The sequence below is a fragment of the Amycolatopsis acidiphila genome, assembly GCF_021391495.1.
GTDB classification, from domain to species: Bacteria; Actinomycetota; Actinomycetes; order Mycobacteriales; family Pseudonocardiaceae; genus Amycolatopsis_E; species Amycolatopsis_E acidiphila.
In genome coordinates this window covers 7,739,880-7,755,950 of sequence record NZ_CP090063.1, presented here as the reverse complement: position 1 = coordinate 7,755,950, position 16,071 = coordinate 7,739,880, and the positions used below count along the sequence as shown (strand labels likewise).

The 16,071-nt window shown below is 65.4% G+C and carries 12 protein-coding genes and 6 pseudogenes; 11 read left to right on the top strand and 7 right to left on the bottom strand.

Annotated elements, in window-relative coordinates; genetic code table 11:
* Window positions 1-30: 30 nt before the first annotated feature.
* Window positions 31-471, top strand: coding sequence for a peptidase associated/transthyretin-like domain-containing protein (locus tag LWP59_RS38035; RefSeq protein WP_144639200.1), 441 nt, complete (start codon window positions 31-33; stop codon window positions 469-471).
* A 280-nt stretch (window positions 472-751) separates the two neighbouring features.
* Here LWP59_RS38035 and LWP59_RS38030 read toward each other — a convergent pair whose 3' ends face one another.
* Window positions 752-2,140, bottom strand: a complete 1,389-nt coding sequence (locus tag LWP59_RS38030) for an IS110 family RNA-guided transposase (protein ID WP_186383268.1) — start codon at window positions 2,138-2,140, stop codon at window positions 752-754.
* Window positions 2,141-2,197: 57 nt separating this feature from the next.
* Between LWP59_RS38030 and LWP59_RS38025 the strand changes: the two are divergent.
* The 3 genes and pseudogenes from LWP59_RS38025 to LWP59_RS38015 form a co-directional block, all read left to right on the top strand.
* Window positions 2,198-2,626, top strand: a pseudogene (locus LWP59_RS38025) (transposase); the annotation flags it as partial.
* Window positions 2,627-3,215: 589 nt separating this feature from the next.
* A complete protein-coding gene (gene ltrA / locus LWP59_RS38020) occupies window positions 3,216-4,679 on the top strand; it encodes a group II intron reverse transcriptase/maturase (RefSeq protein WP_101436346.1) in 1,464 nt (487 codons plus the stop codon).
* A pseudogene (locus LWP59_RS38015) lies at window positions 4,588-5,460 on the top strand (IS256 family transposase); the annotation flags it as partial. The gene ltrA and the pseudogene LWP59_RS38015, both read left to right, overlap by 92 nt.
* Before the next feature lie 5 nt (window positions 5,461-5,465).
* Here LWP59_RS38015 and LWP59_RS38010 read toward each other — a convergent pair.
* Window positions 5,466-5,876, bottom strand: a pseudogene (locus LWP59_RS38010) (transposase family protein); the annotation flags it as partial.
* Between the two features lie 17 nt (window positions 5,877-5,893).
* Window positions 5,894-6,874, bottom strand: coding sequence for an IS110 family RNA-guided transposase (locus LWP59_RS38005; protein ID WP_144646388.1), 981 nt, complete (start codon window positions 6,872-6,874; stop codon window positions 5,894-5,896).
* A 65-nt stretch (window positions 6,875-6,939) separates the two neighbouring features.
* Between LWP59_RS38005 and LWP59_RS37995 the strand changes: the two genes are divergently transcribed.
* A protein-coding gene (locus tag LWP59_RS37995; RefSeq protein WP_373300086.1) for an IS3 family transposase occupies window positions 6,940-8,108 on the top strand; the annotation gives its coding sequence in 2 pieces (ribosomal slippage) (window positions 6,940-7,206 and window positions 7,209-8,108; 1,167 coding nt in all).
* 385 nt (window positions 8,109-8,493) lie between these two features.
* Here LWP59_RS37995 and LWP59_RS37990 read toward each other — a convergent pair.
* The 3 pseudogenes from LWP59_RS37990 to LWP59_RS37980 all read right to left on the bottom strand — a co-directional run.
* A pseudogene (locus LWP59_RS37990) lies at window positions 8,494-8,862 on the bottom strand (helix-turn-helix domain-containing protein); the annotation flags it as partial.
* A gap of 160 nt (window positions 8,863-9,022) precedes the next feature.
* Window positions 9,023-9,244, bottom strand: a pseudogene (locus LWP59_RS37985) (transposase); the annotation flags it as partial.
* 55 nt (window positions 9,245-9,299) lie between these two features.
* A pseudogene (locus LWP59_RS37980) lies at window positions 9,300-9,578 on the bottom strand (transposase); the annotation flags it as partial.
* Between the two features lie 669 nt (window positions 9,579-10,247).
* On the opposite strand from LWP59_RS37980, the gene LWP59_RS40835 reads away from it, so the two are divergent.
* On the top strand, window positions 10,248-10,388 hold the full coding sequence (locus LWP59_RS40835; RefSeq protein WP_186383651.1) for a hypothetical protein: 141 nt from the start codon (window positions 10,248-10,250) through the stop codon (window positions 10,386-10,388).
* Between the two features lie 235 nt (window positions 10,389-10,623).
* Here LWP59_RS40835 and LWP59_RS37970 read toward each other — a convergent pair whose 3' ends face one another.
* On the bottom strand, window positions 10,624-11,334 hold the full coding sequence (locus tag LWP59_RS37970) for a FadR/GntR family transcriptional regulator (RefSeq protein WP_222425753.1): 711 nt from the start codon (window positions 11,332-11,334) through the stop codon (window positions 10,624-10,626).
* Between the two features lie 155 nt (window positions 11,335-11,489).
* Between LWP59_RS37970 and LWP59_RS37965 the strand changes: the two genes are divergently transcribed.
* From LWP59_RS37965 to LWP59_RS37945, 5 genes are all read left to right on the top strand, one after another.
* Window positions 11,490-11,690: a ferredoxin gene (locus LWP59_RS37965; RefSeq protein ID WP_144646073.1), complete on the top strand. Its 201-nt coding sequence runs from the start codon at window positions 11,490-11,492 to the stop codon at window positions 11,688-11,690.
* Window positions 11,683-12,915 carry an NAD(P)/FAD-dependent oxidoreductase gene (locus LWP59_RS37960; RefSeq protein ID WP_144646075.1) on the top strand — a complete coding sequence of 411 codons (1,233 nt, stop codon included), beginning with the start codon at window positions 11,683-11,685 and terminating at the stop codon, window positions 12,913-12,915. The genes LWP59_RS37965 and LWP59_RS37960 overlap by 8 nt, the downstream gene beginning before the upstream one ends.
* A 52-nt stretch (window positions 12,916-12,967) precedes the next feature.
* Window positions 12,968-14,410 carry an aromatic ring-hydroxylating oxygenase subunit alpha gene (locus LWP59_RS37955; RefSeq protein WP_144646077.1) on the top strand — a complete coding sequence of 481 codons (1,443 nt, stop codon included), beginning with the start codon at window positions 12,968-12,970 and terminating at the stop codon, window positions 14,408-14,410.
* A complete protein-coding gene (locus LWP59_RS37950) occupies window positions 14,407-14,955 on the top strand; it encodes a 3-phenylpropionate/cinnamic acid dioxygenase subunit beta (protein WP_144646079.1) in 549 nt (182 codons plus the stop codon). The genes LWP59_RS37955 and LWP59_RS37950 overlap by 4 nt, the downstream gene beginning before the upstream one ends.
* A 177-nt stretch (window positions 14,956-15,132) precedes the next feature.
* Window positions 15,133-16,047 carry an NAD(P)-dependent oxidoreductase gene (locus LWP59_RS37945; protein WP_222425754.1) on the top strand — a complete coding sequence of 305 codons (915 nt, stop codon included), beginning with the start codon at window positions 15,133-15,135 and terminating at the stop codon, window positions 16,045-16,047.
* The last annotated feature ends 24 nt before the right edge of the window (window positions 16,048-16,071 follow it).

The following is a 16,071-nucleotide window of genomic DNA, read 5'->3' as shown; positions in this document are numbered from 1 at the left end:
CGCCCGTGTCGCCAATGAAGGACTGACACCATGGATACCGTCACTCCCACCACGACCGCGCCGACACCATATCCAGCGTCAGCACCGCTTGCTTCGCCCACAGTGCTCCCCGACTTTAACCGAAGCCGACAGGGCGAGGTGCTCGTCGCCGGACAGATCATCACTGCCGAGGGAACACCCATCACCGACGCCATGCTCACCCTCCACGGGTACCAGGTTCGTGCAGACCGCGAAGGAACCTTTGAGATCCTGACCAAGAATCCGGGCGGCAGCCACCCCGCAATCGAAATCCGAGTCACCGCTCCCGGCTATCGACCCCACACCGTCCGAATCACACTCGACCGGCCTGACCAGACCTGCGCACGAGCACCGGCGCGAGCCGAAAGCAGCATCGTGCCCACTCAACTCGGCGACGGCACACTGGTGGTGCAGCACCACGTCGTCCTGAACCCCACCAGCTGCGGCGACTGAAAGGACACAAACCGGGACTATCTCGTGATCTGAGGGGCCCCGAGGGACTGTTCCAGGATCGGTGTTTCCGGCCCGACACCAGCGTAAGACGAAATTTGTCAAGTGGGATCGGGGGCTCACCGGCTCCTCGGCTCTACGTAGCTGGCAATGGGGTTGCTGACCCGACAGCGTGCAATCGAGTTTGGGGAGGAGACGGCGGGCCTGCTCAGGGTGTCGGTCGAGGTCGGTCCTCAACGCCGGGTGGAGCTTGGCCCGTCCCTGGAATCCGCCGCGGCCTGGGTCAGGCGGCGGCGGAAAGATCGGTGCGTCCACTGGCGATCTGTTCGTTCCAGGGGACACGCTGGGTGATGATGACATGCAGCCAGCGCAGTAGCGCGGCGGCGAGTGCGGCGTGGGCTTGGCCGGTGGTGAGCGGGTTTTCCTCCCGGGCGGTCAGATGATGAAAGCGAGCGGTAAGTACCGGGTTGTTCGCTTGAGCTCCCCAGACTGCTCGCCATGCGGCCAGGCGCAGCCCGGGGCGGCCGCGGCGGGCGATGCGGGCCCGGCCTTCTTTGGTGCCGCTGCTGTTCTCACGGGGACATAGCCCGGCGTGTTTGACCACCGCGCGGGGGCTGTCGAACCTGGCCAGATCCCCGGTTTCGGCCAGGATCGCGGCTGCGCCAACGGTCGACAGTCCCGGGATGGAGGTGACCAGGTCGGTCAGTTCAAGATGGTCGAGGACCTCGACCATGCGAGCCTCCACTTCGGACAGTCGACGCTTCGTCGCATGCCAGTCGGCGAGCACGAAGGAGGCCCGTTCCAGCGCACCAGTCCGCTGGGCGGTTACGCCCGCTTGATCGGTCAGCCGCCAGACCTGGCGCCCGCCCCAGCGCGCGACTTCACGGTTGACTGCCTGCAGAAATCGCGCAAGACCCATCCGGGCCAGTCGTTCCGGTCGGCCGTGGCAGCGGTCGAGCACCACAGTGAGCGCGGCGCACCAGCTGTTCGACTCGAACGGTTTGGCCGCGCAGCCCAGCACCGCGGGCCAGGCGCATTCCAGCAGATCGCGCAGCTGCTGCACGTTCGCGGTGGCCTCGGCAACCAGCCCCTCCCGTCGAGCGCCCAGGTGCCGCAGCCGCGCCCAGGTTTCCTCTGCCCGTTCCAGCACGTAGCAGCGCAGGTCACCGACGAGCCGTGCGATCAGCACGGCATCCTTGTCGTCTGTCTTGTCCCGGGTGTAGTCCTCACTTTCCCGGGCCCGGCCGACCAGCAGCGGTTGCACACACACCAGCGGCATGCCCAACCCGGCCGCGAGCTGATCAAGCACTCGCCACCGGTGCCCGGTCGGCTCGCAGCCCACCGTGACATCGGCGAACCCGTGCCGGCGCGCCACGTTGCGGGCCCATTCCAACGCCGAATCCAGCCGCCATGCCTTCGCCCGGACCCGTTTACGCGCCAGCACCCGTGAATCGTGATCGGTCACCACCAGCGCCTGCTTCTCATCCGCCAGATCAATCCCCAGAATCGCGTTCTGGGGCGGCACCAGCGCCCGCAACCGAGCCAATCGCCCGTTTCGGCGCTTGTCACCACGTGACAGGCCACTACCGTGGGGCATGACGTCCTCCTCGATGTCCTGGGACTGCAAGCCCGCACACGACATCAGGAGGACGTCCCCGTGATCAACACGCATCGGCATAGTTCCCTTACTACGCCGGGCCGAGGTCCGGCGGGATGGGCACGGAGAGTGATGGACTCTGACGCCGTGGACGCGGAGAAGAAGACCAAGAAATCGGGGCGGCAACTGTCGCCGGAGCAGGCCGCCGCGGCGGCGATGGTGGCCGAGGCGAGGGCTCGCGGGCTGGCGTTGACCGGGCCGGACGGCCTGCTGAAGCTGTTCACCAAGAACGTGCTGGAAACGGCGCTGAACGAGGAAATGACCGAGCACCTCGGTCACGAGAAGCGCCAGGCCGATCCGAGTCGGGAATCGACCAATGTGCGAAATGGAAGCCGGCCGAAGACCGTGCTCTCGGATGCCGCCGGCGAGGTGCGGATCGACGTGCCGAGGGATCGGGAAAGCACTTTCGAGCCTCAGATCGTCAAGAAGCGGCAACGCCGGCTCGCCGACGTGGACGAGATCGTGCTGTCGCTGTACGCGAAAGGGATGACAACCGGGGAAAGTGCGCCGTGAAAGCGCTGTTGTATCGCGAGGAGGTGGAAGACCTTCTCCTGCAGGCCGTCGCAGCGGACTGTTGAAGTTGAGGGCAGCCTGAACCGGGAGGTGCCGGTAAGGGTGGCAAGCGGCCCTGACAAAACCGGGACGTGCCAGAACTGCCAGATGGTGCGGGTCCGGCAAACGAGCCGAAGAGGTATACGCGAGGAACTGGCGTGTTACGTTTCCTAAGTAGTCACCGGCTGAAACCTGGCGGATGGCCGGTTGCGATGCGCACCCGTTCTCTGGTGAGGCGGGGAACTCCTGAGCGGGGATTTTCACCTTCGCAGGGAGGCCGTGGTGAAGGTCTGCGGCGTAGTCACGGCGATATCGCGGGAACAAAGTCAGATGCCTCCTTCGGCAAGCGATCAGCAGTGAACACGGGAACTGTCTGGCGATGGTTCCCGGCTCGTGGGCATCCAGTTTGCGCGTCGGGATAGGCACACCGTCTGCCGAACACACCGGACAGGGCGGAGCCGTCGTAGTACTCGGAGGCCGGGAAAGCCGGTCACATTGGGGAAGGACGGCAGCGGTTCCGAGAAGAAGGGATGCTGCAATGCCGAAAGACGCGCCGCTGAATAGCGGCGCTCCGGAACAACCCGAAGCTGGGTCGTTCCGTCGGGTATCGGAAATGCAGGCCAAGCTTCATCGTTGGGCGTCGGCCGATCCTGGCCGACGGTTCGATGACTTGTTCAACCTCGTGCACGACCCGGCGACCCTGCGTGTTGCGTGGGAGCGGGTCGCGACGAATACCGGGGCACGAACCGCTGGTTCGGACGGCGTCACCGTCGCCCGGATTGAGCGGGAAATCGGTGCCCTGGAGTTTCTGGGTGGCATTCGCAGAGCGGTCAAAGACGGTTCGTTTCGGCCGCAGCCGGTTCGGGAACGGTTGATTCCCAAACCTGGTGGGTCGGGGAAAGTCCGCAGGTTGGGCATTCCTACTGTCGCGGATCGTGTGGTTCAGGCTGCCTTGAAGCTGGTTCTGGAACCTATATTCGAGGCTGATTTTCATCCGGTCTCGTTCGGGTTCCGGCCCAAGCGGCGGGCACACGACGCGATCGCCGACATCCATCTATTCGGGAGCCGCGGCTACGAATGGGTTTTGGACGCCGACATCGAAGCTTGTTTCGACACCATCGACCATGCGGCCCTGATGGACCGCGTGCGGGCGCGGGTGACGGACAAGCGTGTGCTCACGTTGGTAAAATCGTTCCTCAAGGCTGGGATCCTGACCGAGCTCGGCGAGGAACGGGACACACCGACCGGGACGCCGCAAGGGGGCATCCTCTCGCCGTTATTGGCCAATATCGCGTTGTCGGTGCTGGATGAGTACCTGCACCGCGACTGGCGGCCAGGAGGTTGGATGTCGACAGAAAACCGGCGTCACCGCCATCGGCGCCTGGGTCTGCCGACCTGGCGACTCGTCCGGTATGCGGACGATTTCGTCGTCATGGTGTTCGGCACCAGGGACCACGTGGTGACGTTGCGCGAGGAAGTCGCGCAGGTGCTCGCTCCGATGGGTCTGCGTTTATCGCCGGCCAAGACTCGGATCGTGCACATCGCCGATGGGTTCGATTTCCTGGGTTTCCGCATCCGGTGGAGAATCAAGAAAGGGACCCGCGATCAGTGGCGGCTCTACACTTTCATTGGCGATCGGCCACTCCGGTCGTTGAAAGCGAGAATTCGTGCCCTGACGCGCAGGACATCACAGCAGGACCTACGGGCCGTGTTGATCCGGATCAATCGGATCACACGCGGCTGGGCTGAATATTTCCGGCACGCCGTGGCCAAGCACACCTTCGACCGGATCGCTTACTTTATCTGGTGGCGAATCGTCCGATGGGTGAAGACCAAACGGCGTTGGAGATGGAAGGACGTCCACCGCTGGCTGCGAACCCCGACGGGGTGGCGGCCGATCGCGGTGGACGGGATTGAACTGCGCAACATCGCGGCGACACCGGTCACCCGGTACCGTCGGCGCAGTATTCCCAGCCCTTGGCCCTGCGCGAACCGCGCCTAACGACAGAAACCGTGGAGAGCCCGTTGCGTTGAAAGGCGCACGGCGGGTTCGGCGAGCGGCCTGGGGAAACAGACCGACGGCAACGCCGGAACTGCGCCCCAGGCCGACTCGACTCTCGGCGCATTTCAATGAGATTTACGGTGCTTCGGTGAGCAAGGAGACGATATCGCGGATCACCGACAAAGTGATCGCCGAAATGCAGGACTGGGCCAACCGGCCGCTCGACGCGGCCTACGCGGCGGTGTTCATCGACGCGATCCACGTCAAGGTCCGCGACGGGCAAGTCGCCAACCGCCCGGTCTACGCGGCCATCGGCGTGACCGTGGACGGCCGCAAGGACGTCCTGGGCCTCTGGATGGGCGTCGGCGGCGAAGGCGCGAAGTTCTGGATGAGCGTTCTGATCGACCTGAAGAACCGCGGTGTCCGCGACGTGTTCTTCCTCGTCTGCGACGGCCTCAAAGGCCTCCCGGAGACCGTCGTGAACGTGTGGCCGTACACCATCGTCCAGACATGCATCGTCCATCTGATTCGCAACACCTTCCGCCTTGTCGCGCGGCAGAACTGGGACGCAGTCAAGCGGGATGTCAAGCCCATCTACACGGCACCCAATCCCGACGCCGCACTCGCCGCATTGAATGCCCTGGAAGAGAAATGGGGGAACAAATATGGTGCCGTGATTCGACTGTGGCGCAACGCATGGGAAGAGTTCGTGCCCTTTCTCGACTACGACATCGAAATCCGGCGCATGATCTGCTCGACGAACGCGATCGAATCACTGAGCCTTTTTCATCCTGCGGTGGTCTCGTAGTTCTGTAGGACGTGGATGGCTTTGGCGAGTTGGCCGGCGCGTCGGGGGCAGCTGCGGAGTTTGCGCAGGATGTGCCAGGTTTTGAGTTGGGCGTTGGCGCGTTCGCCGGGGCCGCGCAGCCGTGCGTGAGCCCGGTTGACGTCCTTTTGGGACTCGGGCTTGTTCTTGCCCTTGTACGGGGTGATCACGTGTTGTCTGGTCTCGTCGTAGCCGTGGTAGCCCTTGTCGCCCAGCGCGATGAGCCCGGCGTCGCGCAGGGCGGCGAGAATCTGCCAGATCCGGGCAGCGGCGGTGTCATGGGTGCTGCCGGGCAGGTCACCCGAGACCCACAGGATGGTGCCGTCCGGCGAGGCGATGACCTGCAGGTTCATGCCGTGCTTCTTGTGCTTGATGCCCCTATGTCTTGTCAAGCGGTGTGGGCGTGGTGTTCTGGAGGGGTCCAGACTTGTCGTAGGAGAGGGTGGACCTCGCGGGCGACGTAGCGTTTGAGGCAGCGGATCACCTCGCGGCGGGTTTTGCCCTCAGTCAGGCGTCGTTGCAGGTATTCTTGGGTGGATGGATCGCATCGCAGGCGGGTGAGCACGATGCGGTAGAGCGCGGCGTTGGCCTGCCTGTCGCCGCCTCGGTTGAGTCGGCGTCGTTGGGTCTTGCCGGATGACGCCTCGATCGGGCTGGTGCCGCACAGGGCCGCAAAGGATGCTTCGGTGTCGAGTCGGTCGGGGTTGTCTCCCGCAGCGAGGAGGAGGGCTGCGGCGCTGTCGTGGCCGATGCCGCGGCGGTGCAGCAGGGCGGGGGCGCACGCGTTGATCGCCGTAGTGATCTGTTGTTCGAGGTCGCGGATCTCCTCGCCCAGGCGCAGGATGCGCCGGCCCAGCAGGCGCAGTGTGTAGATCGCCGCGGCGACGGCGTCCTGCGGGTCGGTGGTGTCGAGCTCAGCGCATCGGCGGATGAGCATCCAGCGACTCAGCCCGGCCAGCGACTCGCGCAGTGCCGGGTCGGTGGTCACCAGCACGGCCTTGAGCTGGTTGATCGCCTGAGTGCGCGCCTTGAGCGCGGATGTCTTGGCCAGCTTGAACATCCGCATCATCTCCACCGGCCCGTCGCCGGTCTTCGCGATAGCGGTGGCCCGACCGGACAACACAGCTCGCGCAGCGGACTCGGCGTCACCGGCGTCGGTCTTGCCGCGTTTGCGTCGAGTGGCCTTGTCTGGCTGGTTGACCTCGATGACCGAAACGTGTTGGGCCCGCAGAAATCGGGTCAGCGCCACGCCGTAGGAGCCGGTGCACTCCACCCCGGCTTGCTGGACTGTCCCGAACGTGCGTGCCCACGCGAGCATCTGCTCGTATCCGGCAGCGGTTGTGGGGAATGCCTGGCTGGCCAAGAACACACTGAGGTTCCCCCGGTGTGCCGGACACTCTGATCCTTGGCTTTGGCCTGGGGAAGGATGTGTTTGTGTCTGGTTCGTCGAAGTATCCGCAGGAGTTTCGGCGGGATGCGGTCGCGTTGGTGCGGTCGTCGGCTCGTCCGTTGGCGCAGGTGGCTCGTGAGCTGGGGGTGAATCACGAGACCCTGCGGACGTGGGTGCGGGCCGCCGACCGCGCCGATCAGGCCGCCGAAACGGGCGGGGACGCGGCGGAGCGGGAGCTGCGGGCGTTGCGCAAACGGGTGGCGGAGCTGGAGAAAGAGAAGGAGATCCTGCGCAAAGCGGCCGCCTATTTCGCACAGGAGATGGATCGTTGACCCGCAGCTACCGGTTCATCTCCGCCCACCGCGGCACGTTCGGTGTCGCCCGGCTGTGCCGAGTCCTGGGCGTGCGCCGCCCGGGGTTCTACGAATGGCTCGCCGCCGCCCCCGCGAGGAAGGAACGGGCCGCGGCCGAGGACCGGCTGGCCGGCGAGATCGCCGGGATCCACGCCGCCCACCGCGGCGCCTACGGCAGCCCGCGGGTCACCGCCGAGCTGCGCCGCCGCGGGCAGGCGGTCAACCACAAGCGGGTCGAGCGGGTGATGCGCGAACGGCGGATCGCCGGGAACACCCGCCGCCGGCCCCGGTCGCTGACCCGGCCGGACACGACCGCGGCCGCGGTCCCGGATCTGATCGGCCGCGACTTCGCCGCCGACGCCCCCGGGCAGCGGCTGGCCGGGGACATCACCTACCTGCCCACCGAGGAAGGCTGGCTGTATCTGGCGACCGTGCTCGACCTGCACACCCGCGAAATCGTCGGCCACGCCCTCGCCCCGCACATGCGCGCCGGCCTCGTCCGCGACGCCATCGCCCTCGCCGCCGGCCGCGGTTTGATCAACGCGGGAGCGGTGTTCCACTCCGACCGCGGCACCCAATACGCCTCCACGGAATTCCGCGCCGCCCTGACCGCCCACGGCATCCGCCCGTCGATGGGCAGGACCGGGTCCTGCTACGACAACGCCGCCGCCGAATCCTTCTTCGCCACCCTCAAAACCGAAATCGGCACGCGAACCTGGACCACCCGCCGGCAAGCCAGACGAGACGTTTTCGCTTACCTCGCCTACTACAACCACCACCGACTGCACTCCACACTCGGCTACCGCACACCCCACGAAACCCGTCTCAGCTACCCTCACCACCACGCCCACGCAGCATGAAACCCGGTGTCCGATCCCCGGGGGAAACCTCACACCCAGCATCGTGATCACCGTTGCGACATGCACGTCCTTGTGCGTGTCGACGCCCAGCACCACCACGTTATCGGCAGCGGTACCACCTCCCTGTGTGTCCGATTGCGGCGTGCTGGTCATGATTGGCTGACTCCTGATCGGCTCGGGAATGGATGGCCAGCGCCGGGCCGGTGTGGGCGGTCAGGACTGTGATGGTGCCGTGACGGCAAGGCCCCTATCGGGACACGCCCCACCGCACCGGCGGCAGCAAGCACCACCCCCGACCACGGCCGACAGATCAAACACAAGGCAGCAAGGCCAACCAGAGTACGGGTCAAGCCGTGGCCCGAGGCAGCACACAAAGATCATCACAGCCGGAGTAGAAGGGGCGGTCGGCGGAGACCCGGTCGATCGGGATCAGGGTGCCGTCGATGACCACGTAGGCCAGGCCGTCGCGTTTCGCCTTGCGCAGCGCCGCGCGTAGTTTCGGGGCTCGCGCGGCCAGTAGTTCCACGGTCTCGTTGACGTAGCGCCAGCAGGTTGTGGTGGAGATGTCGAACCCGGCGCCGACCTCGGCGAACGGTTCGCCTTTGCGCAGGTACACCAGTACCGCCAGGGCCTGCTGGCCTGAGTTGAGCTTGCGCCACACCGAACCGAGCTGCTTGCGGTGGGTGCGGATGAGGCCGGACACGAAGGTGAGGGTCTGATGTGACAACGGCAGCGCGGCACGGTAGAACAGCATGTGAAGCCCCTGGTCCTGCGGAACGATCTTGGTCGAAAGTCCTGCTACCAGGGGCTTCGCCATGCCAGGACCTCGACACGCCGATGATCGTCTACCTGTGATCAGCGACAAGCCTTGCCCGCCAACACATCCAGGTCAGGATGAAAAAGGCTCACTGAGTGAAGCGCCGGTGCGCGGTCTGGAACGGCACGCCGAACGACGGCGGCAGATCCCGCCACGCGCACCCACTGGTCAACACGTACACGATCGCGGTGAACACCTGCCGCGGCTCCAGCGGCGCGGTTCCCCCGCCCTGGGGACGCGCCGCGAACGCGGGGATCAACGGCTCCACCAACTCCCACAGCTCGTCCGGCACGAGCCGCAATGACAAACGATCAACCACGACCAAGATCATGACGCATCAGCAGCTGATCACCACGTAAGACACGCTCTTAGCCGCCCTTCTTCAGAAAGCCCGTCTCATCGGCCACCACGACACCACTGGGATCACCCAGATTGTCCAGCACATAGGCCCGCAGATCATCCCGCACCGCATCGGCGTCCCACCGGTAGTAGCCCAGCAACCGCTGCATGCCATTCGGGGTCAGATCACCGGCCTGCTCGGCCAAGGTCCACGAGTTCTTCCGCTCCGCACCCGAGAGCAGGCCCAGCAGATACATCCGAGCCCGACGACGCGAGTCCGCCTGCGCGAAACGACCGGCTACCAACGAGAACATGTCGTCGAACCCGGCCCGCCACCGTGCGACACGATCATCAACCACAGGCGCCCCGGCCATCGCCTTCTCCACAAGCTCTACCACGCCGCCAAGTTCACCACGTCCCGAACGCGTCCACAGTCACGACACGCCGCCACAAATCACACATCGCGACTGTAGTACTAGGTCGACCATCGCGGCGCGGGCGCGGCGCGTTGTCTCGGCGTGGTGCGCGGCGAGCGCGGCCCACTGGATGCGGTTTGCCGCGGGCATCGACCAATACGTCGTCACCGGTACGGTCATCCGCTCGTGCTTCGGTGTCGACGGCGGTGACACCCGACTGGCTTGCCCATAGGTTGGTCCACAGGCGGGACCACCACGGTGGACGCGTCTCGGCCACCGGCGTGCCGGCGCACTGGTGGCGAGCGGCGGCGCGAAGCGCAGCGCGCTTGCGTCGGTACTCGGGGTGCCAGCCGCACTCGCGGCGGTACAGACGGGTGGTCATGCCGCTCGCTTCCAGCCGGGGTAGACGATGCCGTTGACGGCGGGCCTGTTTTTGCCGGTAGTTCTTGGCTCCGCTGCTCCGGAGCAGCGGAGCCAAGAACTACCGGCAAAAACAACCGACAGACGACATCTGCGGGCGCTTCGGCATTGCGTGCGGTAACAACCATACGGTCGTCCCCAGACGGCATGCTCGCCGCGATAGGCCCGGAGCGGTCCCGGTTGGCCTACCGCATGCGCGCGTTCCTGGACGCCGGCGCCGTACTGCCGGGCAGCACGGACAGCACGGTCGTGCACGGGGCTCCGCTGCCGAGCTGCACGACATGGTGAACAGGCAGCCGGCCATTGGGGCACCGTTCACATTGGAGGAGGCGGTGACCGCAGCGGAGGCCTTACGGGCGTACACATCGGCTCGGCGTACGCTGCCCGCGAGGAGCGGGTGAAGGGCTACTGCGACTGCGGAAACTCTGTCCGTGCAGCCGGCGTGAAACCACCATGCGTGGTTGGCGTCGTTGGTGAGTCGCATCGTGAAGTGTCGGCCAATGGCGCTCGTCGACGTGGTGGTTCAGCAGGAGTAACCGACTGCATCGGCGGTGCGACGAAGGTGATCGGCCATGACCCGATGTGCGCGGTCGATGTCCTTTGCTTGGACGGCCTCGATGAACTCCCGGTGCTCTGCGACGCCCTGTGTTCCCTCGTGCTGCGCCTCTTGCATCGACATTAGGATGGCGTCGCGGAAGGAATCCATCACCATCACGATCGCGGGGTTGTGTGTCGCGGCCGCGACACGCAGATGGAAGTCGAGGGACATCGCCGGCGTATAGGTGCCGTCGGTGCGTGCCGCTTCGGCGTCGTCGCACAACGTTTGGAGTTCACGGAGGTCGGTCTCGTCGGCGCACGCGACCACAACCGGGACGATCCCGAGTTCGAGGATGGAGCGCGCCTGGGTCACGTCCGCGGCGGACAGGCCAGCGGTCGTGAGAAGGTCGGTGATTCCCTCGCCGGCGTGCTGTGTCGACGGGGCCGTCACGAAGGCTCCGCCGCGGGATCCCATCCGGATCTCGACGAGGCCATTGGACTCGAGCACGCGGAGGGCCTCGCGCAAGGAGAGCCTGCTGACGTTGAGTTGAGCGCACAGATCCCGCTCAGACGGCAGGCGAGCTCCGACCGACAGCTCGCCAGAACGGATCTGGTCACGAAGCAAGCGCACGATGCGGTCCGCGGTTCTCGCACTCGGTAGCGGATCGAACGCAACGGGCGGGGCCTCCTTCGACACGCTGTCCTCCTCGCCGCAGCCCGCAGGGGCCTGATAGGTCCTTTGCGGAGAGTCACGTTACGGCACCCGGCACCCTCGGTCTGGTGACTCTTGACACCGGCCTCCGCCCCAGCTTAGGATGATGTCCTAAACCATTGTACCAATGCGGAGGTGGCATGCGCATCAAGGCGGATGTCGTGAAGTGCCAGGGCTACGGGAATTGCGTTGGTGTGGATGCCAAGCACTTCGACCTGGACGACGACGGGCTGGTCGTTGTCCTCGACGAAGTGGTCGATCCGTCCGAGATGGAGACGGTGGACGCGGCAATCCGCAGTTGCCCGGTGTCGGCGATCTGGAGGGCGGGCGCTGATGCGTGAGCGCGCCGTCATCGTCGGATCATCGGTCGGCGGTATCCGCACCGCCCAGGAACTGCGACGTCTTGGTTTCGAGGACGACATCGTGGTGCTCGGCGCGGAGGACGAGCTGCCCTACGACAAGCCTCCGTTGAGCAAGCAGTTGTTGCTCGGCACGCAGACTGAGGACCAGATCTCGCTGCTCGGCGCCGGCGGGTGGGACGGGCTCCAGCTCGATGGCAGGCCGGGGACGCCGGCCACCGCCGTGGACATCGATGAGCGCACGGTCACCGCGGGCGGCGAGGAGATCGAGTACGACTACCTCATCATCGCTACCGGCGTCCGACCTCGGACCCTGGGCGGTCTCGCCACCAATGAGAGCGTCGTCTCCGTTCGCGAACTGCGCGATGCTCGCGCCCTCCGACAGCGACTTGCCGGGGGAGGCCCCATGCTTGTCGTCGGTGGTGGTTTCATCGGTGCCGAGGTCGCGTCGTCGGCGCGGGCGCTCGGGGCCGATGTCACCATTATCGAGGCGTTGGAGGCGCCGTTCGCTCGCGCGGTGGGCGCTGAGGTCGGCGGGCATCTCGCGTCTTTGCACCGCGACAACGGCGTCAAGCTACTGACCGGTGTGGGTGTGGACGCCGTGAAGCAGACGTCTGACGGTGTTGTTGTGCGGTTGTCCGATGGCACAACGCACGAGGCCGGAACGGTGGTTGTCGGGATCGGCACCATGCCCAACACTGAGTGGCTCGACGGCTCCCGGATTCCTGTCGACAATGGCGTACTTACTGACGCCAGTTGTGCTGTCCAGGCCGCTGAGGGCGTTTATGCGATCGGCGATGTCGCCCGGTCGATCGACAAGGGCGCGACGGTCTATCGACGCGTCGAGCACTGGACTAACGCTGTCGAACAGGCGCACATCGTCGCTAAGCAGATCATCGACCCCACGTCGCCGGTACCGGACGCGCGTGCGCCTTATTTCTGGTCCGACCAGTTCGGCACGAAGATCCAGATGGTCGGACGCCCGGCGGAATCCGACAGCGTGGAACTGCGTCGATTTCTGACCCCGGCGGGAGAGAAGACCGTGGCGATCTATGGGCTAAGGGGCGCCTTTGCCGCATGCGTCGCGATCGGCTGGCCGCGCTCGATCGCAACATGCCGATCCGCATGGGAGCGCGGTGCCTCCATTGATCACGTAGTCGCCGAGCTTGAGACGCTCTCCTCGGGCGCGTCCGTCGGCCTGACCTGACATCTTCCCGCGCGCCCGCCTCACCAGGGAAGCACATCGAAAGGCAACAGTAATGACGATTGAGGACCTAAGCACGGCCTCGCCCGCGCCGATTCGCGTCAGCGATCTGGTCGACGTCGACAGCGGTGTCATCAGCCGCGACATTTTCGTCAACGAGCAGATCCACAAGTTGGAACTGGAGTATCTCTTCCCCAGAGCGTGGCTCTTCGTCGGCCACGCCAGCCAGGTGCCGAACCCGGGGGACTTCTTCAGCTCTCGGATGGGCTCTGACCCGGTGCTCATGACCCGTGACACCAAGGGTGAGGTCTACGTTCTGCTGAACTCCTGCCGCCACCGCGGTATGCGTGTTTGTCGGTACGACGAGGGCAACACGATGCAGTTCACCTGCCCGTACCACGCGTGGTCGTACTCTATGGACGGATCGTTGGTGGACGTCCCCGGCGACCTCCACGGAGTGCCGCACATGAAGTCGGCTTACCACGGCCGGCTCGAGAAGGAAAAGTGGGGACTCGTCCGCTGCCCGCGGGTGTATAACTACAAGGGCCTCATCTTCGCGTCCTGGGACGAGAACGCACCGGATTTCCTCGACTACGTCGGCAACTTCCACTTCTGGCTGGACAACCTGGCCGACGCGTTCGACGGGCGCGAGGGCGAGACCGAGGTGTTCCGCGGCGTGCTGAAGTGGCGGATCCGCTCCAATTGGAAGTTCGTCGCGGAGAACTTCTTGGGTGATACCTACCATGGTGCTTCGACACATGCCTCGGTCGAGGCGGTCGGGATCGGTCCGGGCGGCCGAGGCAAACGTCGCCATGGTGAGCGGCAGAACCAGGGCGGCTTCTCCAAGGGCCGCATGAAGACTTCATTCCGCCTCGGTCACGGCGCTTCGGACAACCTTGACTACGAGCTCCCGTATCCCGAATTCGCTGAGCCGAAGCTGACCGAGTACTTCGAGCACGCATGGGACATCCGCGCTGAGAGGCTCCGCGCGGAGGGCCGCGCACTGGGCGGACGTGGCCCGGCGACGCTGTTCCCGAACATGTCCTTCGCTGCCGGTTTCCCGCGCTCGATCCTGGTCTCTCATCCGATCAGCTCCACCGAGACCGAGGTGTGGCGCTGGTTCCTCGTCGACAAGGATGCTCCGGACTTCGTCCGTGATTGGCTGCGCGAGTACTACATGCGGTACGGGGGCCCCGCCGGCATGACCGAGCAGGACGATATGGAGAACTGGGACTACGCGACCCAGGCAAGCCTGGGCGTGGTCGCCCGCCGCTATCCCTACAACTACCAGCAGGGTCTCGGCGAGGAGCGGCTCAGCGCGCTCGACGGCGCAGTGCACTCCGACCACGCCATCGCCGGCGAGGTCAACGCCCGAGCGTTCTACCGCCGATGGGCCGAGTTCGTCGACAACATGTCTTGGCCCGAGTTGATGAACGTGGCCGCTGTCGACGACCGCGTCAGCAAGATCATGGAGCGTGCGAGCGAGGTGGAGGCATGACCGTCACGATGCAGAACAGCCAGCCGACCGGCCTGCAGCGCGTGGAACTGCTCAGTGAGATCAGCGAGTTCCTCTATTACGAGGCTGACCTTCTCGACGAACGCCGCTACGAGGAGTGGCTAGACCTGTTGGCGGACGACTACCGCTACTCGGTCCCGCTCCGTATGAATGTCATGTACAACGACGTGGCGGAGCGTGAGGAAACAAAGTACGGCTCCGAGGTGTGCTGGTTCGACGAGCCCAAGAGCACGGTGGAACTCCGCGTCCAGCAGCTCCTCACCGGCGTGCACTGGGCCGAGGAGCCAGTGTCGCGCGTCTCGCACGTGGTGACCAATCTGCGGATCGTCGAGGTCTCCGGCGACGAAGTCGAAGTCAGCGCTCGCTTCTTGGTCTACCGCAACCGGGTGGCCGACGAGACCGACTTTTTCGTCGGGCGTCGTCGCGATTGGGCGCGGCGTACCGAGCAGGGTTGGAAAGTCTTCCGACGAATACTCCACCTCGACCAGTCGGTCTTGATGGCAAAGAACCTCTCCGTCTTCCTCTGAGAGGCGAACTCCTCAGCAGTGCCGTGGTTCGTGGCGTATCTGCGAACTCGCACCGGTTCCAAGTCTGCGTCGAACTTCGCGCGCCCGACAGCAAAAGCCTCACATCGAAAAATCTTTCTGCGATATGGAAGGTCCGGCATGAGTTGGAGTGGTGGGGGCGGCGGCCCGTCTGTCGGGGTGATCGGGCTCGGCGGCATGGGGACGGCATTGTCCCAGGAATTGCTCCTGGCAGGCTATGCGGTAATGGTCCACGACCGCCGGCCAGAACGGGTCGAGGAACTTGCCGCCGCGGGAACAGAGGTCGCCGACAGCGCCGCACATCTCGCTGCGAACTGCGGTCTTGTCATCACCTTTCTGCCAGGGCCGACCGAGGTCGAGCATGTGTTGGTGGAGGCTCCGGACAGCGTGCTGTCCGGAGCCCGCGAGGGCACGATCGTGCTGGACATGTCCACCTGCGGTCCTGACACCGCCATCCGGGTCGGTGAAGCCTTCGACATCGCGGGGTGCGTTTTCGTCGACTGCCCGGTCAGTCGTAAGGCCCCGGAAATGACAGTGCTCATCGGTGGTGAGCCGGGCGTTCTTGGTGCGGCGGAGGCTGTCCTGGCTGCCGTGTCGCGCACTCTCGTGCATTGCGGGAGCCGTGGAGCTGGGTACGCGACCAAGCTGCTCAATCAACACGTCAAGTACGCCTGGTACCTCGCCTCCTCCGAGGCGTTGTTGATCGCCCGAGAATGGGGCCTCGATGCCGCTGCAGTCGCGCAAGCGATCGAGCGAAGCAGCGGAGGCGACTCCGGCCTGGACACCGCCGCCGAGTTCTTTCGCGGTGACGTCGCCCAGATGGCCACCCATGCGCCGGCCCGAACGATTCACAAGGACATGCAGCTGGTCAAGCAGTTGGCTGCCGGGAGCTCGGTGCGCAGCCCGACCGTCGACGTGGTGGCCGACTTCTTTGAACGGGTCGCCGAGACTCATTATCTCGAGCGCCCCTACCCCGAGAGCACCGAGCTCCTCGCGCGCCTGCGCCGGGAGCGCCCGAGTGCCGAAACCAGGACAGGAGCCGCCGAATCCCGGACCCGATCTACCCCATCCTGACCCTTGGGCCGTTGAGCATCCCTC

What these genes read in the sequence shown, in the direction of transcription:
- LWP59_RS38035 (WP_144639200.1), top strand. Translation starts at nt 31, where the DNA reads ATGGATACCGTCACTCCCACCACGACCGCGCCGACACCATATCCAGCG.
- LWP59_RS38030 (WP_186383268.1), bottom strand. Translation starts at nt 2,140, where the DNA reads ATGCGTGTTGATCACGGGGACGTCCTCCTGATGTCGTGTGCGGGCTTG.
- ltrA (WP_101436346.1), top strand. Translation starts at nt 3,216, where the DNA reads ATGCCGAAAGACGCGCCGCTGAATAGCGGCGCTCCGGAACAACCCGAA.
- LWP59_RS40835 (WP_186383651.1), top strand. Translation starts at nt 10,248, where the DNA reads ATGCTCGCCGCGATAGGCCCGGAGCGGTCCCGGTTGGCCTACCGCATG.
- LWP59_RS37965 (WP_144646073.1), top strand. Translation starts at nt 11,490, where the DNA reads ATGCGCATCAAGGCGGATGTCGTGAAGTGCCAGGGCTACGGGAATTGC.
- LWP59_RS37960 (WP_144646075.1), top strand. Translation starts at nt 11,683, where the DNA reads ATGCGTGAGCGCGCCGTCATCGTCGGATCATCGGTCGGCGGTATCCGC.
- LWP59_RS37955 (WP_144646077.1), top strand. Translation starts at nt 12,968, where the DNA reads ATGACGATTGAGGACCTAAGCACGGCCTCGCCCGCGCCGATTCGCGTC.
- LWP59_RS37950 (WP_144646079.1), top strand. Translation starts at nt 14,407, where the DNA reads ATGACCGTCACGATGCAGAACAGCCAGCCGACCGGCCTGCAGCGCGTG.